Annotated in this window: 20 protein-coding genes; 16 read left to right on the top strand and 4 right to left on the bottom strand. The window is 71.6% G+C overall.

Going from position 1 to position 23,150, the window contains the following annotated elements:
* From CITRI_RS0102430 to sdhC, 4 genes are all read right to left on the bottom strand, one after another.
* The coding region (locus CITRI_RS0102430) for a 2Fe-2S iron-sulfur cluster-binding protein (RefSeq protein WP_010142981.1) at positions 1–235 on the bottom strand (235 nt) is incomplete at its 3' end.
* Complete coding sequence (gene sdhA / locus CITRI_RS0102425) at positions 235–2,022, bottom strand: succinate dehydrogenase flavoprotein subunit (RefSeq protein ID WP_010142980.1); 1,788 nt, start codon at positions 2,020–2,022, stop codon at positions 235–237. The genes sdhA and CITRI_RS0102430, both read right to left, overlap by 1 nt.
* 55 nt (positions 2,023–2,077) lie before the next feature.
* A complete protein-coding gene (locus CITRI_RS0102420; RefSeq protein WP_010142979.1) occupies positions 2,078–2,563 on the bottom strand; it encodes a succinate dehydrogenase hydrophobic membrane anchor subunit in 486 nt (161 codons plus the stop codon).
* 3 nt (positions 2,564–2,566) lie between these two features.
* Entirely contained in the window at positions 2,567–2,974 is a 408-nt protein-coding gene (sdhC, locus tag CITRI_RS0102415; protein WP_255347877.1) for a succinate dehydrogenase, cytochrome b556 subunit, read from the bottom strand.
* 221 nt (positions 2,975–3,195) lie between these two features.
* Here sdhC and CITRI_RS0102410 point away from each other — a divergent pair, with 221 nt between their 5' ends.
* The 16 genes from CITRI_RS0102410 to CITRI_RS0102335 all read left to right on the top strand — a co-directional run bounded on the left by CITRI_RS0102410 (position 3,196) and on the right by CITRI_RS0102335 (position 23,061).
* The gene (locus CITRI_RS0102410; RefSeq protein WP_010142977.1) at positions 3,196–4,353 is read left to right on the top strand and encodes a sugar phosphate nucleotidyltransferase; all 1,158 of its coding nucleotides are present in this window, start codon (positions 3,196–3,198) and stop codon (positions 4,351–4,353) included.
* Positions 4,354–4,379: 26 nt separating this feature from the next.
* A complete protein-coding gene (locus tag CITRI_RS0102405) occupies positions 4,380–5,630 on the top strand; it encodes an amidohydrolase (RefSeq protein ID WP_010142976.1) in 1,251 nt (416 codons plus the stop codon).
* 187 nt (positions 5,631–5,817) lie between these two features.
* Positions 5,818–6,963 (top strand): BMP family protein, encoded by a 1,146-nt coding sequence (locus CITRI_RS0102400; RefSeq protein WP_010142975.1) that lies wholly within the window; start codon positions 5,818–5,820, stop codon positions 6,961–6,963.
* 106 nt (positions 6,964–7,069) lie between these two features.
* Entirely contained in the window at positions 7,070–8,608 is a 1,539-nt protein-coding gene (locus CITRI_RS0102395; protein ID WP_010142974.1) for an ABC transporter ATP-binding protein, read from the top strand.
* Positions 8,605–10,137, top strand: a complete 1,533-nt coding sequence (locus CITRI_RS0102390) for an ABC transporter permease (RefSeq protein WP_010142973.1) — start codon at positions 8,605–8,607, stop codon at positions 10,135–10,137. The genes CITRI_RS0102395 and CITRI_RS0102390 overlap by 4 nt, the downstream gene beginning before the upstream one ends.
* The gene (locus CITRI_RS0102385) at positions 10,134–11,450 is read left to right on the top strand and encodes an ABC transporter permease (RefSeq protein WP_010142972.1); all 1,317 of its coding nucleotides are present in this window, start codon (positions 10,134–10,136) and stop codon (positions 11,448–11,450) included. Before CITRI_RS0102390 ends, CITRI_RS0102385 begins: the two co-directional genes overlap by 4 nt.
* 56 nt (positions 11,451–11,506) lie before the next feature.
* Positions 11,507–11,950 carry a cytidine deaminase gene (locus CITRI_RS0102380; protein WP_369732064.1) on the top strand — a complete coding sequence of 148 codons (444 nt, stop codon included), beginning with the start codon at positions 11,507–11,509 and terminating at the stop codon, positions 11,948–11,950.
* Positions 11,943–13,319: a thymidine phosphorylase gene (locus tag CITRI_RS0102375; RefSeq protein ID WP_010142970.1), complete on the top strand. Its 1,377-nt coding sequence runs from the start codon at positions 11,943–11,945 to the stop codon at positions 13,317–13,319. Before CITRI_RS0102380 ends, CITRI_RS0102375 begins: the two co-directional genes overlap by 8 nt.
* A gap of 25 nt (positions 13,320–13,344) precedes the next feature.
* On the top strand, positions 13,345–13,986 hold the full coding sequence (locus CITRI_RS0102370) for a DedA family protein (protein WP_010142969.1): 642 nt from the start codon (positions 13,345–13,347) through the stop codon (positions 13,984–13,986).
* On the top strand, positions 13,979–15,223 hold the full coding sequence (locus CITRI_RS0102365) for an adenosine deaminase (RefSeq protein ID WP_010142968.1): 1,245 nt from the start codon (positions 13,979–13,981) through the stop codon (positions 15,221–15,223). Before CITRI_RS0102370 ends, CITRI_RS0102365 begins: the two co-directional genes overlap by 8 nt.
* Positions 15,220–15,999, top strand: a complete 780-nt coding sequence (locus CITRI_RS0102360) for a MazG nucleotide pyrophosphohydrolase domain-containing protein (protein WP_010142967.1) — start codon at positions 15,220–15,222, stop codon at positions 15,997–15,999. The genes CITRI_RS0102365 and CITRI_RS0102360 overlap by 4 nt, the downstream gene beginning before the upstream one ends.
* A 52-nt stretch (positions 16,000–16,051) precedes the next feature.
* Positions 16,052–17,338: a phosphopyruvate hydratase gene (gene eno, locus CITRI_RS0102355; protein ID WP_010142966.1), complete on the top strand. Its 1,287-nt coding sequence runs from the start codon at positions 16,052–16,054 to the stop codon at positions 17,336–17,338.
* A gap of 711 nt (positions 17,339–18,049) precedes the next feature.
* Positions 18,050–18,406, top strand: coding sequence for a septum formation initiator family protein (locus CITRI_RS19555; protein ID WP_157998894.1), 357 nt, complete (start codon positions 18,050–18,052; stop codon positions 18,404–18,406).
* Between the two features lie 56 nt (positions 18,407–18,462).
* Complete coding sequence (locus CITRI_RS20465) at positions 18,463–20,166, top strand: DUF501 domain-containing protein (RefSeq protein WP_010142964.1); 1,704 nt, start codon at positions 18,463–18,465, stop codon at positions 20,164–20,166.
* Positions 20,167–20,186: 20 nt separating this feature from the next.
* A complete protein-coding gene (locus CITRI_RS0102340; protein ID WP_010142963.1) occupies positions 20,187–21,575 on the top strand; it encodes a S8 family serine peptidase in 1,389 nt (462 codons plus the stop codon).
* 58 nt (positions 21,576–21,633) lie between these two features.
* The gene (locus CITRI_RS0102335; protein WP_010142962.1) at positions 21,634–23,061 is read left to right on the top strand and encodes an NAD(P)/FAD-dependent oxidoreductase; all 1,428 of its coding nucleotides are present in this window, start codon (positions 21,634–21,636) and stop codon (positions 23,059–23,061) included.
* Positions 23,062–23,150: the final 89 nt, after the last annotated feature.

Below are 23,150 nucleotides of genomic sequence, written 5' to 3'. Positions count from 1 at the left end.
GGAAGGACAGGGTGCCGTCCAGCTCCCACTTGACCTTGTGCAGGGCGTCCAGCACGCGGTCGGTGCCGTACATGGTGACCCGCCACTCGTCCCAGTAGGAGTCCTCGGTGGTCTCCGGCAGGTATCGGCGCACCTTCAGGGTGACCTCGAAGCTCTCGATCTCCCCGGCGCCGCCTTGTTCGCCCAGGTCGACCTTCGAGGGGCCCTCTGCAGGTTCGGTTGCTGTGGTGCTCATCAGTACTTACGCTCCATCGGCTGGTAACGGGTAACGACGACCGGCTTGGTCTCGAAGCGGATGCCCTTGACCCCCTCCATCTCGGAGTTCGGGTCCCGGTACAGCATGGTGTGCTTCATCCACTCTTCGTCGCTTCGGTCCGGGTAGTCCTCGCGGTAGTGACCACCGCGGGACTCCTTGCGGTGCAGGGCCGCCACGGTCATGGCCTCGGCCATGTCCAGCAGGTAGCCCAGCTCGAGGCCCTCGAGCAGGTCCAGGTTGAACCGCTTGCCCTTGTCCTGCACCGAGACGTTCTCGTAGCGCTGGCGCAGCGACTCGATCGTGGCGAGGGCGCGACGGATCGACTCGTCGGTCCGGAACACCTGCATGTCGGCGTCCATGACCTCCTGCAGCTCGGACCGCAGCTCGGACACGCGCTCGGTGCCGGTGGCGGACCGCAGGCTCTCGATGTGCTCGACGGTCGGGGCCTCGCCGTTCTCGGGAAGCTCGACGAAGTCGGCGGTGGCGGCGTACTCGGCGGCGTAGATGCCGGCACGACGGCCGAAGACGTTGATGTCGAGCAGGGAGTTGGTGCCCAGGCGGTTCGAGCCGTGCACGGACACGCAGGCCACCTCGCCGGCGGCGTACAGGCCCGGGACCACGGTGTCGTTGTCCTGGAGGACCTCGGCCTTGACGTTGGTCGGGATCCCGCCCATCACGTAGTGGCACGTCGGGAACACCGGCACCGGCTCCGTGTAGGGCTCCACGCCCAGGTAGGTCCGGGCGAACTCGGTGATGTCCGGGAGCTTGGCGTCGATGTGCGCCGGCTCCAGGTGGGTCAGGTCCAGCAGGACGTAGTCCTTGTTCGGGCCGCAACCGCGGCCCTGGCGGACCTCCTCGGCCATCGAACGGGCCACGATGTCACGCGGGGCCAGGTCCTTGATGGTCGGGGCGTAGCGCTCCATGAAGCGCTCACCGTCCGAGTTGCGGAGGATCCCGCCCTCACCACGGGCGGCCTCGGAGAGGAGGATGCCCAGGCCGGCCAGGCCGGTCGGGTGGAACTGGATGAACTCCATGTCCTCCAGCGGCAGTCCGTTGCGGTAGGCGATCGCCATGCCGTCACCCGTGAGGGTGTGGGCGTTGGAGGTGGTCTTGAAGACCTTGCCGGCACCGCCGGTGGCGAAGACCACGGACTTGGCCTGGAAGACGTGCAGCTCGCCGGTGGCCAGCTCGTAGGAGACCACGCCGGCTACGCGCTTCTGGGTGAACGGGGTGCCGTCGGGGCGGGTGCCGGGCTCGTCGACCAGCAGCAGGTCAAGCACGTAGAACTCGTTGTAGAACTCGACGTCGTGCTTGACGCAGTTCTGGTAGAGCGTCTGGAGGATCATGTGGCCGGTGCGGTCGGCCGCGTAGCAGGCCCGGCGGACCGGGGCCTTGCCGTGGTCGCGGGTGTGGCCGCCGAAACGGCGCTGGTCGATCCGGCCCTCCGGGGTGCGGTTGAAGGGCAGGCCCATCTTCTCCAGGTCGAGCACCGCGTCGATGGCCTCCTTGGCCATCACCTCGGCGGCGTCCTGGTCCACCAGGTAGTCACCGCCCTTGACGGTGTCGAAGGTGTGCCACTCCCAGTTGTCCTCTTCCACGTTGGCCAGGGCGGCGCACATGCCGCCCTGGGCTGCGCCGGTGTGGGAACGGGTGGGGTAGAGCTTGGTCAGCACCGCGGTGCGGGCGCGCTGTCCGGCCTCGATCGCCGCGCGCATGCCGGCGCCGCCGGCACCGACGATCACGACGTCGTACTTGTGTACCTGCATTCGTTTGGGATTCTTTCTTCTCGAGAAGTCTCGGGTGTTCCGGGGACGGCCGGGGTCAGGGCGTTGCGCAGAAAGCGGGGGAGGCCTCCAGCAGGTTCCCCGCTGCGTCCGTCAGGCACGGCTCGAAGGTGAAGATCACCAGGGTGCCGAGCACGATGATGACGGTGGTCGCCGCGTACAGCACCATCTTCAGCCAGAACCGCACGCCGTCGCGTTCGGCGTAGTCGTTGATGATGGTGCGCACGCCGTTGGTGCCGTGCAGCATCGCGAGCCACAGCAGGGCCAGGTCCCAGAACTGCCAGAACGGGTCGGCCCACTTGCCGGCCACGAATCCGAAGTCCAGCCCGTTGATGCCGTCGCCGACCATCAGGTTGGAGAACAGGTGCACGAAGATCAGCACCACGAGGACGATGCCGGACAGGCGCATGAACAGCCAGGTCAGCATCTCGAAATTGCCGGACTTGGTCCGGTCCCGGGTGTACTTCGGGTCGATGCGCCCGCTACGGGGCGCCGCAATGGTGGAATCAGCGGTGGCGCTCATGGCTCAGTGACCTCCGAAGGCGAGCATCAGGTGACGGATGGCGAAGGCGGCGAGGGTGATGACCCACAGGACCACCACGGTCCAGAGCATCGCCTTGTGGTGCTTGGTGCCACCCTTCCAGAAGTCGACCAGGATGATCCGCAGCCCGTTGAAGGCGTGGAACATGATGGCCCCCACGAGGCCGACCTCACCGACCGCCATCAGCGGGTTCTTGTAGGTGCCGAGCACCGCGTTGTAGGCCTCCGGCGAGACCCTCACCAGTGAGGTGTCCAGCACGTGGACCAGCAGGAAGAAGAAGATGACCACGCCGGTGATCCGGTGGATCACCCAGGACCACATGCCCTCGTTGCCGCGGTAGAGGGTCCCACGGCCGGACTTCGCCGGGGCCTGCGCGGATGTCGCAGTTGACACTGTAAAAACCTCCCAGGGATTGCAAGGGCGCCTGTGCCACGTCCGGTGCGCACAGAGAGAACGCCGGTGCGAGTGCATTCCTCCTAGACAGAGTAGTCCCTCCAGCGCGGCAGGTCTCGACTTTTGACGCGTCATCACGCGGGTGTGCGGTGGATCACCCGCGGCGCCCGCGGCGCGCGGCGCTGGCCGGGTGCGCCGGGCGGGAGACCTATGCTGGCCGGGTGACCATTGACTCTGAACAGCACGACCCGTCCGCCCGGGACCGGGTGGCCGGCCCCGGGCTGGACCGCTTCTACGGCGTGATCCCCGCCGGTGGCGTGGGCACCCGGCTGTGGCCGCTGTCCCGGGCCGCGGCCCCGAAATTCCTGCACGACCTGACCGGATCCGGGCAGACCCTGATCAGGGCGACCTACGACCGGCTGGCCCCGCTGGCCGGGGACCGGATGATGGTCGTCACGGGTGAGGCGCACCAGGACGCCGTCTGGGCGCAGCTGCCGGACCTGGACCGGACGGACATGGTCCTGGAACCGGAGCCCAAGGACTCGGCGGCCGCCATCGGGCTGGCCGCCGCCATCCTGTACCGGCGCGACCCGGAGACGATCATGGGATCGTTCGCCGCCGACCAGGTGATCGGCCCGGTGGAGGTCTTCCAGGCCGCGGTGGTCGAGGCCGTGGCGACGGCGGCCACCGGGCGGATCGTGACGATCGGCATCACCCCGACCCACCCGGCCACCGGCTTCGGCTACATCCGGCAGGGCCAGGCCCTGGACGTGCCCGGGGCGCCGAACGCCAAGGACGTCGCCGCCTTCGTGGAGAAGCCGTCCGAGGACGTGGCCCGGGAGTGCGTGGACTCCGGGGAGTACCTGTGGAACGCCGGCATGTTCGTGGCCCCGGTGTCCCTGCTGCTGCAGCACCTGCAGGCGAACGAGCCGGAGCTGCACGCCGGGCTCACCGAGATCGCCACCGCGTGGGGCAGCGCGCAGCAGGACGAGGTGATGGCCCGGGTCTGGCCGACGCTGAAGAAGACCGCGATCGACTACGCGGTGGCCGAGCCGGCCGCCGCGGCCGGCGACGTGGCCGTGATCCCGGGTCACTTCACCTGGGACGACGTGGGCGACTTCGCGGCGATCGCGCGGCTGAACCCCGCCCGGGACTCCTCCGGGATCACCGTGATCGGGGAGACCCCTCGGGTGTACTCATCGAAGGCCTCCGGCGTGGTGGTCACCGACACCCAGCGGGTGATCGCGCTGATCGGCGTGGAGGACATCGTCGTGGTGGACACCGCGGACGCCCTGCTGGTCACCACCACCGAACACGCGCAGTCGGTGAAGCAGGCCGTCGAGTCGCTCAAGGCGCACGGGGACCACGACGTCCTCTGACGCCGCCCGGCGGTAACATCACTGGGATGACCGCTCGCCATCCTGCCACCGGGGCCATCCCCGTCCTGGACGACCCCGGACTGCCCAGGGTCGCCCCCCTCGTGGACCGCCTCGAGCCGGTCGCGGTGGGGCTGCGGCGTGACCTGCACGCCCACCCGGAGCTGTCCTACGACGAGCACCGCACCACCGCCAGGATCCTGGAGGTCCTCTCGGGCGCCGGGCTCTCGCCGGTGAAGCTCGAGGACACGGGCGCCTACGTCGACATCGGGGAGGGCCCCCTCGTGCTCGGCCTGCGGGCGGACATCGACGCGCTGCCGCTCACCGAGCGCACCGGACTGGACTACGCCTCCCGGGTCGACGGCGTCGCCCATGCCTGCGGGCACGACGTCCACACCGCCGTGATGGCCGGAACGGCCCTGGCCCTGCACGAGATCCTCGCGGGAACCTCCGGGCTGGACCTGGACCCCTCCGCCCTGGGCGGCCGCGTGCGGGTGATCTTCCAGCCGGCCGAGGAACGACTGCCCGGTGGCTCCCTGACGGTCATCCGCCAGGGGGTCCTCGAGGGCCTGCCGCGCATCCTCGCCGCCCACTGCGAGCCCCGGTTCGACGTCGGCACCCTCGGTACCCGCATCGGGGCCATCACCTCGGCCTCGGACACGATCAAGATCAGCCTGTCCGGACGCGGCGGCCACACCTCGAGACCGCACGTGACCGAGGACCTCGTCTTCGCGCTGGCGGAGATCGCGGTCAACGTCCCGGCGGTGCTGATGCGGCGCATCGACGTGCGCTCGGCCGTCTCGGTGGTCTGGGGCCAGGTCAACGCCGGGGCCGCGCCGAACGCGATCCCCTCGACCGGTTACCTCGCCGGGACCATGCGGTGCCTGGACGCGGACGTGTGGGAGTCGGCCGGTGACCTGCTGGACGAGGTCGTGCACCAGGTGGCCCGCCCCTTCGGCGTCGACGTGCACCTGGAGCACGTCCGCGGAGTGCCCCCGGTGGTCAACACGGAGGCCGAGACGGACCTGATCGAGGACGCGGCCCGGTTCGAGCTGGGATCCCGCGCCATCCAGCTGACCGAGCAGTCGATGGGCGGGGAGGACTTCGCCTGGATGACCCAGCAGGTCCCCGGGGCCATGCTCCGGCTCGGGACCCGGACCCCGGGTGGTCCGGTGTACGACCTGCACATGGGGGACTACGCGCCGGACGAGCGGGCGATCGGGGTCGGCATGCGGATCTTCACCGCCGCCGCCCTGCGGGCCCTCGCGGGGGCCCAGTAGCGGGGGCGTGACGGTGCCGGCCACCGGCACTGGAATTCTGAAACGATTCCTCCCAAGTTTGGGTAAACTTCCGGGTAACTGTCCGCATCAGGGCACGGACACCACTGTGAGGGCCATCGGTCGGCCCGGAGCAGCACCGGCCAGCCCGGCTGCCCTCCCGCCTCATCACTCGCACCAAAGGATCATCATGGGCACTGCATCTGATCTGTCCCGCAAGGCACTCCTGCCGGCGGCCGTCCTCGGCATCTCCGGCCTCCTGCTGGCCGGCTGCGGCGCGGCCCCCGAGGAGGAGGCCCCCGGCGCCGGCTCCGAGACCGGGACGGAGAGCGCGAGCACCTCGGCGGTCGGCACCGAGAACTCCGACTACACCGGTTGCATCGTGTCCGACCAGGGCGGCTTCGACGACCGTTCCTTCAACCAGTCCTCGTACGAGGGGCTGAAGTCGGCCGAGGAGGACTTCGGCATCAAGGTCCGCGAGGCCGAGTCCACGAGCCCCACGGACTTCACCCCGAACGTCAACTCCATGCTCCAGGCCGGTTGCGACACCATCATCGGCGTGGGCTTCCTGCTGGGTGACACCATCAAGCCGATCGCCGCGGCGAACGAGGACACCCACTTCGTGGGCGTGGACGTCACGGACCCGGAGTTCCCGGACAACGTCCAGCGCATCATCTACGACACGGCCCAGGGTGCCTTCCTGGCCGGCTACCTGTCCGCCGGGGTCTCCGAGACGGGCAAGGTCGCCACCTACGGCGGTGCGGAGATCCCCACCGTGACGATCTTCATGGACGGCTTCGCCGCCGGTGTCGAGTACTACAACGAGCAGAAGGACGCAGACGTCCAGGTCCTCGGCTGGAACCGCGAGGCCAAGACCGGATCGTTCACCGGGGACTTCGAGAACCAGGCCGCCGGCAAGACCAACACGACCAACTTCATCAACGAGGGCGCGGACATCATCATGCCCGTGGCCGGCCCCGTGGGCCTGGGCACCCTGGACGCGGTGACCGAGGCCAACGCCGCGGGCAAGGACGCCAAGGTCGTCTGGGTCGACTCCGACGGCTACCTGACCACGGAACAGGGCGAGGTCATCCTCACCTCGGTGATGAAGCTGATGGGCGAGGCGGTCCACGACGTCATCGAGGCCGACCTGGCCGGCGAGTTCTCCTCCGAGCCCTACGTCGGCACCCTGGAGAACGGCGGCGTCGCGCTCGCACCGTTCCACGATCTCGACGCCGCGGTCTCCGACGAGCTCAAGACCGAGCTCGAGGAGATCAAGGCCGGCATCATCGACGGCTCGATCACGGTCGACTCGGACTACTCGCCCGAGTCCTGATACCGTTCCGACAGCCCAGGCGGGGCGGCCCAGCACGGCCGCTCCGCCCCCTGTCCGACATCCCTTCACGCAACGGTCCTCGTCAGGACAGATTGGCTGGAGCACGGTGAAACTCGAGCTGCGCGGCATCACCAAGAAATTCGGCGCCTTCACGGCCAATGACTCGATCGACCTCACGGTGGAGTCCGGACAGGTGCACTCCCTCCTCGGGGAGAACGGCGCCGGCAAGTCCACCCTGATGAACGTGCTGTTCGGGCTCTACGAGCCCACGGCCGGAGAGATTCGCGTGGACGGCACCCCGGTCCGGTTCGGCGGCCCCGGGGAGGCCATGGCCGCCGGGATCGGCATGGTGCACCAGCACTTCATGCTGATCCCCGTCTTCACGGTGGCCGAGAACGTCGCCCTGGGTGACGAGCACACCCGGGCCGGTGGCATCCTCGACCTCGAGACCACCCGGCGGCGCATCCGCGAGATCTCGGACCGCTTCGGTTTCCACGTGGACCCCGACGCCCTGGTCGAGGACCTGCCGGTCGGGGTCCAGCAGCGCGTCGAGATCATCAAGGCCCTGGTCCGGGACGCCCGGGTGCTGATCCTCGACGAGCCCACGGCCGTGCTCACGCCGCAGGAGACCGACGAGCTGCTGGACATCATCCGCCAATTGCGGGACAGCGGCACGGCCATCGTGTTCATCTCCCACAAGCTCCGCGAGGTCAAGGCGATCTCCACCCAGATCACCGTGCTGCGCCGCGGCCGGGTGGTCGGCACGGCGGACCCCGGCGCCGACCAGTCCGAGCTGGCCGCGCTGATGGTCGGCCGCGACGTCGTCCTGAACCGCGCTAAGTCCGCCCCGACCCTGGGGGAGGAGACGTTCACCGTCTCGAACCTCACGGTGCTCAGCCCGGACGGCGTCCGGCTCGTGGACGACGTCTCCTTCGGGATCCGCCAGGGTGAGGTGCTCGCCGTCGCCGGCGTCCAGGGCAACGGCCAGACCGAGCTGACCGAGGCCATCATGGGACTGCACAAGGCCCAGGGCTCGATCCGTCTCGACGGTGAGGAGCTGCTCGGCCGCACGACCCGCCAGGTCATCCGGGCCGGCGTCGGGTACGTGCCCGAGGACCGGTCCACCGACGGGCTGGTCGGCCCGTTCACGGTGGCCGAGAACCTCGTGCTCAACCGCTATGACCGGCCCCCGGCCGGCAACGGACTCCAGCTCGACCCGAAGGCGATCCGCCGGTTGGCGCAGAAGCGGGTCCAGGAGTTCGACATCCGCACCCAGGGCGTGGACCTGCCGGTCGGCACCCTGTCCGGCGGCAACCAGCAGAAGGTCGTCATGGCCCGGGAGCTGGTGGACGACCTCAAGCTGTTCATCGCCTCCCAGCCGACCCGTGGGGTCGACGTCGGCTCCATCGAGTTCCTGCACGAGCGCATCATCCGCGAGCGGGACTCCGGGACACCGGTGATGATCGTCTCCACGGAACTGGACGAGGTCCTGGACCTGGCCGACCGAATCGCGGTGATGTACCACGGTCGGATCATCGGCATCGTGCCGGGGAACACCTCGCGCGACGACCTCGGCCTGATGATGGCCGGCATCGACCCCGCGGCCAGCCCGCAGGACACCACCCCGAAGGGAGCGACGGCATGAGCGCCGTGACCACGCAGGCCGGCCCGAAGCCCGACGCGTCCGGGCCGTCGGCCGGCCGGCCGGCCGGGGGATCCGCGCTGCGCCACATGCTGGCCGGCAACGGCATGGTCACCGTGCTGGCGATCGTGCTGTCCCTGGTCATCAGCGCCGTGCTCATCATCCTCACCGACGAGGAGGTCCTGGAGGCCCTCGGGTACTTCTTCGCCCGGCCGCAGGACACCCTCGTGGCCGCCTGGGAGGCCGTGGCCGCGGCCTATGCCGCACTGTTCCGCGGGGCGGTGTTCAACTACCAGGCCGAGGACTTCACGGGCATGATCTACCCGTTCATGGAGTCGCTGACCCTCTCGACGCCGCTGATCATCATCTCGCTGGGCATCGCCATCTCCTTCCGCTCCGGCCTGTTCAACATCGGCGGCCAGGGACAGATGATCTTCGGCGCCATGTTCGCCACCTTCTTCGGGGTGCACCTGCAGCTGCCCTTCGGGGTGCACCTGCTGCTGGTGGTCATCATGGGCATCCTCGGTGGTGCCCTGTGGGGCTCGATCGTGGGCATCCTCAAGGCCGCCACCGGCGCCCACGAGGTCATCCTGACCATCATGCTCAACTACATCGCGGTCTATCTCGTGGCGTACCTGCTGCAGACCCCGGTGCTGCAGCGCGAGGGATCCACGAACCCGGTCTCGGACTTCCTCGAGCCCACCGCCGTGTTCCCGCCGCTGCTGGGGGACTCCTTCCGCCTCCACTGGGGCTTCGTGGTCGCGATCCTCACCACCGTCTTCGCGTGGTGGCTGATCCAGCGCTCGACGATCGGCTTCCAGCTGCGGGCCGTGGGCGCCAACCCGGCGGCGGCCCGCACGGCCGGTGTCTCGGTGAAGCGGATGTACGTGGTGGCGATGGTCATCTCGGGCGGCCTGGCCGGACTGGCCGGCGTGAGCCAGGTCTCCGGTACCGAGAAGGTCCTCAACACGGACGTGGCCGGCTCCTTCGGCTTCGACGCCATCACCGTGGCCCTGCTGGGCCGGTCCAACCCGGTCGGCGTCTTCTTCGCCGGGCTGCTCTTCGGGGCCCTGCGCGCGGGCGGGGTGACCATGCAGACGGAGACCGGCGTGCCGATCGACATCGTGCTGATCATCCAGTCGCTGATCGTGCTGTTCATCGCCGCCCCGCCACTGGTGCGCACCATCTTCCGGCTGCCGGCGCCCAGCGCCCTGGAGGCCCGCACGGCGGCGGACCCGGTCACCCAGCCGGCGCTGGCCGGCGCCGCGGCCGCCACCACGACCACCGCCGGTGGCACCGCTCCCGCCGCGGAGTCGGCCGTCGTCGGCGACGCCGTGGGGGTGGCCGCCGGGGACGCGGCGTCCCCGCCCTCCCCGGCCGAGACCGCCTCCCCGGCCGAGACCGCCTCCCCGGCCGAGGCAGCCCCCGCCGGCGCCCGGCGGGACACGCCCGACGCCGGCCCGCCACCGGGTGGACGGGGCACGGCATCCCCGACGCAGGACACCACCGGTGAGGAAGGCGAGCAGCGATGAGCACCACCGTCACCGTCCCGTCCGGTTCCGGCGCCTCGCCGGCCGCCGGCCCTGCGCCGCAACCGCAGCGCGAGATCGTCCGGCACTGGGCGACCCCCATCACCTTCGCCGTGCTCACTGTCATCTCCCTGCTGGTCTTCGCCCTGGGCGCCTCCGGCGAGTCCGCCACCTTCCGCATCTCCACCGAGGCCGACGCGGTCCAGATCCCGGACATCGTGGCACCGACCGTGCCCGTGGGCTGGATCATCACCCTCCTGCTGGCCGCACTGACCGTGTGGGGGCTGCTGTCCGTGCGCCGCCGGGGCACGGTCCCCGGCTGGGGCTCGGCGGCGTTCGCGGTGCTGTTCGTGGCCGGGTTCCTGGTGTGGGTGGTCGGCGCCGCCGACACCACCACGGTGTTCCTGACCGGCCTGATCGCCGGCGCCTTCGTCCTGGCCGTCCCGCTGATCTTCGGTTCGATGGCCGGGGTGCTCTCGGAACGGGCCGGCGTGGTCAACATCGCCATCGAGGGCCAGCTGCTGGCCGGCGCGTTCACCGCCGCGGTGACCGGATCGGTGACCGGCTCGGTCTGGGCCGGCCTGTTGGCCGCGGTCGTGGCGGGCGCACTGGTCTCGGCCCTGCTGGCCGTGTTCTCCATCCGCTACCTCGTCAACCAGGTGATCGTGGGCGTGGTGCTCAACGTCCTCGTGGCCGGGCTGACCAGTTTCCTGTTCTCCACCCTGCTGAGCTCGGACTCGGCCCGTTTCAACTCCCCGCCCCACTTCGAGAGCATCCGGATCCCCGTCCTGGCGGACATCCCGGTCATCGGCCCGATCCTCTTCGACCAGACCGTGCTCGGTTACGGGATGTACCTGATCGTGGCGGCGCTGTACGTGGGGTTGTTCCGCACCCGGTGGGGACTGCGCGTGCGGGCCGTCGGCGAGCACCCCAAGGCGGCGGACACCGTAGGCATCAACGTCCTGCGCACCCGCTACGTCAACGTGCTGCTGGCCGGGGCGATCGCGGGGATGGGCGGTGCGTTCTTCACGCTGGTGAACTCCTCCTCCTTCTCGAAGGAGATGACCGCCGGGCAGGGCTTCATCGCCCTGGCGGCGGTGATCTTCGGCCGGTGGAACCCGATCGGTGCGTTCTTCGCCGCCCTGCTGTTCGGCTTCGCCACCAACATGCAGTACGTCCTGGCCATCCTCGGCACACCGGTGCCCAGCCAGTTCATGGCGATGCTGCCCTACCTCGTGACCATCCTGGTGGTGGCCGGCCTGGTGGGCAGGTCGCGAGGTCCGGCGGCCGCCGGCACACCCTACGTGAAGGAGTAGCCGTGACCGAGTTCTACAACGACAACATCGACGAGGCCTTCGCGGACGACATCCCGCTGACCGCCTCCCTCCCGCGACTGACCGGCGTCGGCTCGGGAGTGGACTGGAAGCGCCTGGAGTCCGCGGCGCGCGCCGCGATGACGCGGGCCTACGTGCCCTACTCCTCGTTCCCCGTCGGGGCGGCCGCCATGGTCGAGGACGGCCGGATCGTAGCCGGCTGCAACATCGAGAACGCCTCGCTCGGGCTGACCCTGTGTGCCGAGTGCTCCCTGGTGTCCCAGCTGCAGATGACCGGCGGGGGCCGGCTGGTGGCGTTCTACTGCGTCAACGGAGAGGGTGAGGTCCTCATGCCCTGCGGCCGGTGCCGACAGTTGCTCTTCGAGTTCCACGCCCCGGGCATGCTGCTGATGGGCCCCGAGGGCGAGCTGACCATGGACCAGGTCCTGCCCTCCGCGTTCGGCCCCGCGGACATGGCGGGCTACCGTGGACGTCATGCCTGAGCACGATCCGACACGCTCCGCGGCGCCAGGCACTTCCGGTGCCCCAACGCCCCGCGAACCCTTCGACGCCGTCGAGGTCATCCGCGCCAAGCGCGACCGCCGCGCGCTGACGGGTGAACAGATCGACTGGGTGGTGGACGCCTACACCCGCGGGGTGGTGGCGCACGAGCAGATGTCCGCCCTGGCCATGGCCATCCTGCTCAATGGCATGGACCGCTCGGAGATCTCCCGGTGGACCGCCGCGATGATCGCCTCGGGCGAGCGCATGGACTTCTCCGGGCTGCGTGCGCCCGACGGCGGCGTGAAGCCGACCGCTGACAAGCACTCCACCGGAGGGGTGGGGGACAAGATCACGCTCCCGCTGGCCCCGCTGGTCGCCGTGTACGGCGTGGCGGTGCCCCAGTTGTCCGGCCGCGGCCTCGGCCACACCGGAGGCACCCTGGACAAGCTCGAGTCGATCCCCGGCTGGCGGGCCGACCTGACCAACCAGGCCATGATGGACCAGCTCCAGGACGTCGGCGCCGTCATCTGCGCAGCCGGCGCCGGCCTGGCCCCGGCGGACAAGAAGCTCTACGCCCTGCGGGACGTGACCGGCACGGTGGAGGCGATCCCGCTGATCGCCTCCTCGATCATGTCCAAGAAGATCGCCGAGGGCACCGGCACCCTCGTCCTCGACGTCAAGTGCGGCTCGGGGGCGTTCATGAAGGACGAGGCGCAGGCCCGGGAGCTGGCCCGCACCATGGTCGACCTGGGCCGGGACGCCGGCGTCACCACCACGGCGCTGCTGACGGACATGTCCACCCCGCTGGGACTGACCGCGGGCAATGCCATCGAGGTTGAGGAGTCCGTCGAGGTCCTGGCCGGGGGAGGACCGGCCGACGTCGTGGAACTGACCGTGGCGCTGGCCCGCGCCATGCTGGCCGGGGCCGGGGTCACCGGCGTGGACCCGGCCGAGGCGCTGGCCGACGGCCGGGCCATGGACGTCTGGCGGCGGATGATCGCCGCCCAGGGCGGGAACCCGGACGCCGCCCTGCCCCGGGCCCGGCAGTCCCACGTGCTCACCGCCCCGGAGTCGGGGGTGCTGACGCGCCTGGACGCCATGGCCGTGGGCCTGGCCGCGTGGCGCCTCGGGGCCGGACGCGCGCGCCGCGAGGACCCCGTCCAGGCCGGGGCCGGCGTGCGGATGCACGCCAAGCCCGGGGACACCGTGCATGCCGGGCAACCGCTGCTGACCCTGTTGACGGACACCCCGGAGCAGTTCGACCGGGCCCTGGCCGCGCTGGAGGGCGGCTTCGACATCGCCCCCGCGGGGTCCGGGGAGGCAGCGTCCTTCTCGCCGCGTCCGCTGCTCATCGACCGCATCGACTGAGGGACCGCGCCGATAGGCTGGCACCGTGCTGCAGCTGATCGAGGACATCGTCCTCCACGCCGCCGGCCAGTGGTGGGTGCTGCTTGCCGTCTACCTGCTGTGCACCATCGACGGGTTCTTCCCCGTCGTGCCGTCCGAGTCGGTCCTGGTGGCGCTGGCCTCGGTCTCCGGCCAGGAGCAGACCGTGTCCCTGTGGTGGGTCTGGCTGGCCGGGGCCCTCGGGGCCATCACCGGGGACCAGATCGCCTACACCCTGGGCCGGCGGATCGGTGTCGACCGGTTCCGGTGGATGCGCACCCGCTCGGCCCGGCGGGCGGTGGGCTCGGCCCGCAGGGCCCTGGACGGTCACGGCGCCCTGGTCATCTGCACCGCCCGGTACATCCCCGGCGGCCGGGTCGCCGTGAACTACACCGCCGGGGCCACCGGGTACCCGAGGACGCGCTTCACCGTGCTGGACACCGTCGCCGCGGTGCTGTGGTCGGCCTATTCGATCGGCATCGCCCGGGCCACGGCCGGTTGGCTGGACAACACGCTGCTGCAGATCCTGGTCGCCCTGGTGGCGGCCGCCGTCGCCGGCTGGCTCCTCGACGTGCTCCTCAGGCGGGTGTACGCCCGACTCGCCGGCCAGGGGCCGACGGTGCCTCCCGTAGACTCGCCCCGTGACTGACGCGATCGAATTCACCGCTCCCTCCCCGCTCGACATCGACCTGGCGGCCCTGCCCAAGATCAGCCTCCACGACCACCTGGACGGCGGCCTGCGCCCGGCCACCATCCTCGAGCTGGCCGCCTCGGCCGAGCACGCCCTGCCCGCCGACACCGCCGATGACCTGGCCCACTGGTTCGCGGAGTCCGCGAACTCGGGCACGCTGGAGCGCTACCTGGAGACCTTCGACCACACGATCGCCGTGATGCAGACCGCGGAGCACCTGCACCGCGTGGCCCGTGAGTTCGTCGAGGACCTCGTGGAGGACGGCGTCGTGTACGCCGAGGTCCGCTGGGCCCCCGAGCAGCACCTGGCCGGCGGGCTCACCCTGGACCAGGCGGTAGAGGCCGTGCAGGCGGGCCTCGACGAGGGCGTGGCCAACGCCGAGGACGCCGGCGCCACCATCCGGGTCGGCCAGCTCATCACCGCCATGCGCCAGAACGACCGCTCGATGGAGATCGCCGAGCTGGCCGTGCGCCACCGCCAGGCCGGGGCCGTCGGCTTCGACATCGCCGGACCGGAGACGGGCTTCCCCCCGGCCCGCTTCACCGAGGCCTTCACCTGGCTGGCCGCCCAGCACTTCCCGGCCACCGTGCACGCCGGGGAGTCGGACGGCGTGGATTCCATCCGCGACGCCCTGCTCAACGGCCGGGCCCTGCGCCTGGGCCACGGGGTGCGGATCGCGGACGACATCACCGTGGAGTTCGACGCGGTGGACGAGAACGGGGAGCGTGTCGGCGCGGACTCCGCGCTCGTGGACCTCGGTGAGACGGCCGCCTGGGTGCGGGACCGGGGGATCGCCCTGGAGGTCTGCCCCTCGTCCAACCTGCAGACCGGCGCCGTGGAGGCCTACGGCGGGACCGTCTCCACGCACCCGATCGACATGCTCCACCAGCTGGGCTTCCGGGTGACGATCAACCCGGACAACCGGTTGATGAGCGGGGTGTCCCTCACCGACGAGCTCTACCTGCTGGCCGAGGTCTTCGGCTACTCGCTGGAGGAACTGCTGGACTTCCAGCTCAACGCCGCCGAGGCGGCCTTCCTCCCGCTCGAGGAGCGCGAGGTCCTGGCCGAGCTGCTCGTGGAGTCCTGGGGGGAGGTCATCTCCACCGGGGCCACCTCCGAGGGCCCGGTGATCCTGGAGGCGTTCGTCGACGAGGACGGGGACGAGGGCCCCGGCGCGGACGACGACCGGGCGTGAGCGAGACCGTCGACCGGCTGGTCTGGGTGGTCGCCCGCCTCCGGGAGCACTGCCCCTGGACCCGCCGGCTGACGCACGACGCCCTGACCGAGTACCTCGTCGAGGAGGCCTATGAGGCCGTCGAGGTGATCGAGTCCGGGCCCGCCGGGGCCTGGGGAGCCGGCGCCGTGGCGGACGGCACCTACGAGAGGCTGCGGCTGGAGCTCGGGGACGTGCTGTTCCAGGTGGTCCTGCACGCCGCGATCGCCACGGACGCCGGGGGCTTCGACCTCGACGGCGCCGCCGAGGCCATCACCGCCAAGATGATCCGCCGCAACCCGCACGTCTTCCACGCCGACGGCCGGCTGCGGGACCCGGAGGACCTCGCCGCGGCCACGATCGCGGACATCGAGCGCACCTGGGAGCGGATCAAGCGCGCCGAGCGCGAGGCCGCCGGGACCGGGACGGCACCGCAGGGCACGACGCCGGCCCCCGCCGGGGCCTTCGCCGACCTCCCGGCCGCGCTGCCGGCGCTCGCGGCCGCCGCGAAGGTGGTCGACCGCGCCGCCCGGCAGCCGGTGGACCCGCTCCCGGACCCGGGCCCGCCGCCGTCGGGACCGGGAGGGGACTTGCTGGCGGACGAGGACGGCCTCGGGGCGGAGCTGTTCCGGCTCGTCCAGCTCGCCCGCGCCGCCGGCCTGGACCCCGAGCGCGCGCTGCGCCGGCACCTGGCCTCGGTGCGCGCCGACCTGGGGTCCGGCCGTCACGGCGGCGATCGGACAGCGGCGAGCGGTTAGGCTGAACCCGCGTTGCACCCTCGGAACCACCTGCCTTCAAAGGAGACCGCACATGGCCCTGATCGACGCCATCCATTCCCGTGAGATCCTCGACTCCCGCGGCAACCCCACCGTCGAGGTGGAGGTGCTGCTGACCGACGGTGCGCTGGGTCGCGCCGCCGTGCCGTCGGGTGCCTCCACGGGCGAGTTCGAGGCGGTCGAGCGCCGGGACGGTGACAAGGACCGGTACCTGGGCAAGGGCGTGCTGAACGCCGTGAACGCCGTGATCGACGACATCGCGGACGAGCTCGAGGGCATCGACGCCACGGACCAGCGCCTCATCGACACCCTGATGATCGACCTGGACGGCACCGAGAACAAGGGCAAGCTGGGCGCCAACGCCATCCTCGGCGTCTCCCTGGCCGTGGCCGACGCCGCCGCCGCCTCGGCGGACCTGTCCCTGTTCAAGTACCTCGGCGGGCCGAACGCCCACCTGCTTCCGGTACCGATGATGAACATCCTCAACGGCGGTGCGCACGCCGACTCCAACGTGGACATCCAGGAGTTCATGATCGCCCCGATCGGCGCCCCCAGCTTCTCCGAGGCGCTGCGCTGGGGTGCCGAGGTCTACCACACCCTGAAGAAGGTCCTGCAGGAGCGCGAGCTGGGCACCGGCCTGGGCGACGAGGGCGGCTTCGCCCCGTCCCTGCCGTCCAACCGTGCCGCCCTGGACCTCATCACCGAGGCCATCACCCGCGCCGGTTACACCCCGGGACAGGACATCGCCCTGGCCCTGGACGTGGCCTCCTCCGAATTCTGCGAGAAGGGCTCCTACACCTTCGAGGGCGAGCAGAAGTCCGCGGCGGACATGATCGCCTACTACACCTCCCTCGCGGACTCCTACCCGCTGGTGTCCATCGAGGACCCCCTGGACGAGAACGACTGGGAGGGCTGGAAGCAGCTCACCCAGGCCCTGGGTGACCGCGTGCAGCTGGTCGGCGACGACCTGTTCGTCACCAACCCGGAGCGTCTGCAGCGCGGCATCGACGAGGCCTCGGGCAACGCCCTGCTGGTGAAGGTCAACCAGATCGGCTCCCTGACGGAGACGCTCGACGCGATCTCGCTGGCCCAGCGCCACACCTTCCACTGCATGATCTCCCACCGTTCGGGCGAGACCGAGGACACCTTCATCGCCGACCTGGCCGTGGCCACGAACGCCGGGCAGATCAAGACCGGTGCCCCGGCCCGCTCCGATCGCGTGGCCAAGTACAACCAGCTGCTGCGCATCGAGGAGGAGCTGGGCGACTCCGCGCGCTACGCCGGCGCCTCCGCCTTCCCGCGGTACCGCGGCCGGTCCTGACCGCCCCGAGGCGTCCCCGCCCCGTGCCCGCCTGAGGCGGAGGCGGGGCGAGGGCGCCTCACCGGCCCCCGGCTCCGGCGCGCTGTTCGGGCCCGGCACCCGGAGCCGGTATCCTCGGTGGAGATCCCTGACGACCCGGCCAGGGGACCAGGCGGCGGCCCGGCGCCAGACCCGGTCACGGACACCGAGTGGAGGTACAGGTGGCGACTCGTCGGCCCCGCGTCCCCAAGTCCGCCCGCCCCTCTGCCCAGCGGTCCCTGGTCGCCACCGGAACCGCCGGCCGCACCACCTGTGTCACCGGCCACTCGGCCAAGGTCATCCCGCTGGACGCCGCGCCGTCCCTCCACGTCGGCGACGCCCCGTCGGAGGCATCGGGCCGGCCCGCCCCGTCGGCCGCCCATTCCGCGCACCGGGATCCCGCGTCGGCCCGCACCCGGGCTCCCGCCGGCGCTGCGGACACCGCCCGTGCCGCCGGCCCGGAGGCGTCCGAGGACGCCGAGACGACCACCGAGGCAACGGCCCCCGAGGCCACCCCCGCCCCCCGTACCGACCTCACCGCGGCCGAACGCCGCGCCGCCGCCCGCCGGGGACCTGCTGCGCCGGGCCAGGCCCGGGGGCGCCCCCGCGGCCCGCACGGCGCGGCCCTCGCCGGGCCCCTCCCGGCCCGCCGTCGTCGAGCCCGTGCCGGCCCGGAACTTCTCGGGGCGTTCCGTGGCCCTGCTGGTCGTGCTGTTCGTGGCCGCCGTGCTGCTGGCCCCGACCCTGCGCGTGTACCTGGACCAGCAGGCCGAACTGCGGACCGTCCAGGAGGACATCTCCGCCCAGCAGGAGGAGCAGCGCCGGCTCACCGCCCAGATCGCCCGCTGGGACGATCCCGCCTACATCCAGCAGCAGGCCCGGGACCGGTTCAACCTCGTCATGCCGGGGGAGAAGGCCTACATGGTGATCGGCGGCGACCAGGCGATCGAGGACCCCGTCCCCGGTCCGGCCAGTCCCGGTCAGGTCAACCCGGACATGCCCTGGGCCGACGCGCTCTGGGACTCCGTGGTGCGGGCCGGCACGGACTGAGATAGGCTGATCCGCCGCCGTACCCGTCCGTACCCGTCGTCAGCCCCGGAGGATTCGTGAATCAGGACCTGGACCGCACGCCCACGTCGCAGGACCTGGACACCATCAGCCTGCAACTGGGGCGCCCGGCCCGCGACGTCGTCGAGATCGGGGCGCGCTGCGTGTGCGGCAACCCGCTCGTGGCCACCACCGCCCCGCGGCTGTCCAACGGCATCCCCTTCCCCACGACCTTCTACCTGACCCACCCCGTGCTGACCGCCGCCGTCTCCCGCCTGGAGGCCGCGGGGGTCATGGCGGAGATGACCGAGCGTCTGCAGCAGGACCCGGAGCTGGCCGCGCGCTACCGTGCCGCGCACGAGGCCTACCTCCTGGAGCGTGACCGGGTCGGGGCGGTGGCCGGCACGGACGGCGTCCCGGAGATCCGCGGGATCTCGGCCGGCGGCATGCCGGACCGCGTGAAGTGCCTGCACGTGCTGGTGGGCCACTCCCTCGCCGCCGGGCCGGGCGTCAACCCGCTGGGAGACGAGGCCCTGGAGGCCATCCGCGAGGACTGGACCACCGACCGGTGCTGGTGCGCCGGCGCCTGGGACCCGGAGGCGCCCGTGCCCAGCCGGGACCTCAGCCGCCACGTGCGGCGCCTGGCCGGAGAGCGTAACCCCGTGATGACCGAGACCGGGGCCCCGACCGCCGAGGCCCCGCCGCGGGACGCCCCGACCGGCCGCGTGGTGGGTGCCGTCGACTGCGGCACCAACTCCATCCGGTTGCTCGTGGCCCGGGTCGAGGGGCCCACGGGTGGCGCGGCCGGGGGACCCACGGGGGGCACCGGTGGTGACGGGACCGTGCGGCTGGTGGACCTGCACCGGGAGATGCGCGTCGTGCGGCTGGGCGAGGGCGTGGACGCCACCGGGAGGTTGTCCGAGGCCGCCCTGGAGCGCACCTTCGCCGCCGCCGAGGACTACGCGCGCATCCTGCGCCGACTGGGCGCGGAGTCCGTGCGCTTCGTGGCCACCTCGGCGAGCCGGGACGCCCGCAACGCCGAGGTGTTCACGGCGGGCATCCGCGAGCGACTGGGCGTGGAGCCCGAGGTCATCTCCGGGGACGAGGAGGCGGCGCTGTCCTTCGCCGGAGCCGCCTCGGTCCTGGACCCCGACTCCCTGGCCGGCACCGGCACGCCCGCGGCGGACGGCCGCGACCGCACGGTGCTCGTGGTGGACCTCGGTGGCGGGTCCACCGAATTCGTCCTCGGCACGCTCGACGGCCCCCAGGGGCCGCAGGTCCTCGAGGCGGTCAGCGTCCCGATGGGCTGCGTGCGGTTCACCGAACGCCACCTGCACGGTGACCCGCCGACGCCCGGGGAGATCTCCGCGGCCACCGCGGACATCGACGCGGTGCTCGACGAGGTCGAGGCCGCCGTCCCGCTCGGGCGGGCCGCCGCCGTCGTCGGGGTGGCCGGGACCATCACCACGGTCACGGCCGCCGCCCTGGGCCTGACCGAGTACGATCCCGCGGCGATCCACGGCACCCGGCTGGACCTGGGCACGACCACCCGCATCTCCGCGCAGCTGCTGGCGGCCAGCCGCTCCGAACGGGCCGCGCTGCCCTACATGCATCCCGGTCGCGTGGACGTGATCGGCGCCGGGGCCCTGATCTGGTCCACCGTGCTGCGACGCGTGGAGCGGGCGACCGGGGGAGCGGTGACCTCGGCGATCACCTCCGAGCACGACATCCTGGACGGGATCGCCCTGTCCCAGCTCGCGTGAGGGCGGGTCCGGCCCGGCGGGTGTTCTCGGCGGTCCTGGTCGTCGGGCTCACCCTGCTCTCCCCGGTCTCACCCGTCTCGCCGGTCTCCCCGGCACCGCCGCCCGCGGCCGCGGACGAGTGGCGCGAGGGACAGTACTGGCTGGAGGAGTACGGATTCCGGCGGGCCTGGGACCGCACCCGCGGCGAGGGCGTCACCGTGGCCGTCATCGACACCGGGATCGACGCCGCCCACCCCGACCTGACCGGTCAGGTGGCCGGTGGTACCGACGTCTCCGGTGCCGGCGGCGTCGAGGGCACCACGCCGGTGGGACCGGTGCCCGAGCACGGGACGCTCGTGGCCTCCGTGCTCGCCGGGCACGGACACCACGGTGGGGACCGTCCCGCCCCCGGGCCGTCGGGCCCCGCCGCCACGGAATCCGCGGCGGCCTCCCCGTCGGCCTCCTCGCCGCCGTCCGCGTCCTCGGCCGCGCCCGTCGTCGAGGCCACCGGTGCGGAACCCGGACCGGACGGTGTCATCGGGGTGGCGCCGGAGGCGAGGCTGCTGTCCGTCTCGGTGCACCTGGGGGATGACAACCCGGACGGGCCGAGCCCCGAGGACCAGATCGCCGAGGCCGTCACCTGGGCCGTCGACAACGGCGCGGACGTCATCAACATGTCCCTGGGCTCCAACCGCCAGGACTGGCCGGTGAGCTGGGACCGGGCCTTCCTGCACGCGGAGGAGAACGACGTCGTGATCGTCGCCGCAGCGGGCAACCGCGCCTCCGGCGCCACGACGGCCGGCGCGCCCGCCACCATCCCGGGGGTGCTGACCGTCGCCGGGCTAAACGCCGACGGCACGGCCAGCTGGGACGCCTCCACCGAGGGGATCTCCATCGGCGTCGCGGCACCCGCCCACCCCCTCGTCGGTGCCGTCCCCGGGGGCGGCCACCAGCAGTGGCAGGGGACCAGCGGCGCCGCACCGCTGGTGGCGGGCCTCGCCGCCCTCGTCCGGTCCGCCCATCCCGAGATGCCCGCCCATCAGGTCATCCACCGGATCCTCACCACCGCCCGGGACGCCGGCGTCCCCGGTGAGGATCCCGTCTACGGCCACGGGGTCATCGACGCCGCGGCCGCCGTCACCGCCGAGGTGGACCGGGTGGACCGCAACCCCATGAACACGATCGCCGACTGGATCCGGGTGCATCGCCGGGCCGAGAGTCCCGCCGCCGCACCGGCCGGAACCCCCGCGGCGTCCCCGAGCGCACCGGCGACGACCCCCGCGCCGGCGGCGACCGCGCTGCCCCGGGCCGCCCCGCCCACCGATCCTGTCCCGGGCCTGCAACCGGCCCTCGTGCTGGGGACCGGGCTGGCCGTCGTGGCCCTGCTCGGCACCGGCGTTGCACTGGCGTTGCGGCGGCGTGGGCGCTGACATTGTGACTTTGTGAGAAGTTTCACGAAGTGACGGTCGCGGGTTTATGGTGTAGCCCATGGCTATTACCCCGCAGCTGTCTCCGAAGCCCCGTGTCCTGATCGTCGGCGGCGGTTACGCCGGCCTCTACGTCGCCAAGAACCTGGAGAAGAAGGTCAAGGAGCGTGGCGGCGTCGTCACCCTCGTCGACCCGCTCCCGTACATGACCTACCAGCCGTTCCTCCCGGAGGTCGTCGGCGGCCACATCGAGGCCCGCCACATCATCGTGGACCACCGCACCCACCTGAAGCACACCGAGGTCGTCCAGGGCAAGGTCGTCAAGGTCGAGCACGCCCGCAAGACCGCCACCGTCCAGACCCCGGACGGCGCCGAGTTCGAGGTCCCGTACCAGGACGTGGTCATGACCGCCGGTGCCACCACCCGCACCTTCCCGATCCCGGGCCTGGCCGAGGCCGGGATCGGCATGAAGACCGTCCAGGAGGCGCTGGCCCTGCGCAACCAGATCCTGGACCGGATCGAGGTCGCCTCCACCATGACCGACGCCGCGGCACGCTCGCGCGCCCTGACCTTCGTGGTGGTCGGCGGTGGCTTCAACGGCGTCGAGACCATCTCCGAGATGGAGGACCTGATCCGGGCCGCCATCCGCAAGAACCCGCGCCTGGCCCAGTCCGACGCGCGCATCGTCCTGGTCGAGGCCATGGGCAAGATCATGCCGGAGGTCGGCGAGGACCAGGCCGTCGGCGTCGTCGAGCACCTGAAGTCCCGCGGCATCGAGGTGCTGCTGAACACCTCGCTGTCCGGCGCCGAGGGCGGCGTGCTGAAGCTGATCAACATGCAGGACAAGTCCGACGCCGGCTCGTTCGAGGCCGACACCCTGGTCTGGACCGCGGGTGTGGCCGCCAACGCCGTGGCCAAGCAGACCGACTTCCCGGTGGAGCCGCGGGGCCGGATCGAGGTCACCCCGACCCTGCAGGTCAAGGACGGCGAGGACGGCGTCCTCGAGGGCGCCTGGAGCTGTGGCGACGTGGCCGCCGTGCCGGACCTGACCGGTGACGGCCCGGGCGGCCACTGCGTCCCCAACGCCCAGCACGCGGTGCGCCAGGCCCGTCGCCTCGCCGCCAACCTGCTGGCCGTCCGCTTCGGCGAGGGCGCCGTGGAGGAGTACGTCCACAAGTCCCTGGGTGCTGTCGCGGGCCTCGGCGTCGGCAAGGGCGTCGGCAACCCGATGGGCCTGAAGATCTCGGGCATCCCGGCCTGGTTGGCCCACCGCGGCTACCACGGCATGGCCATGCCCACCTACGAGCGCAAGGCCCGCGTGATCACCAACTGGGCCCTGAACGCGATCTTCGGCCGGGACACCACCGCGATCGAGGAGCTCGAGACCCCGCACAACGCCTTCCTCGAGGCCGCCGGCGGCGAACTGAAGCCGGGCCGGTTCTCGGGCCGCAAGGCCATCGGCCACGCCGAGCAGTACGAGAACGCCTGACCCTCCGGGAGCCTCGCGCTCCCGCGGTGCACCGCCTGGGGACGTGGTCCGCGGGGTCAGGCGCACCGATCACGCGCCGCGGCCCGGTA

Origin of the sequence: Citricoccus sp. CH26A (assembly GCF_000224415.1) — a bacterium.
Taxonomy (GTDB): domain Bacteria; phylum Actinomycetota; class Actinomycetes; order Actinomycetales; family Micrococcaceae; genus Citricoccus.
Note: the sequence above shows the minus strand (reverse complement) of the source record. Positions and strands in the feature narration are given on the sequence as shown.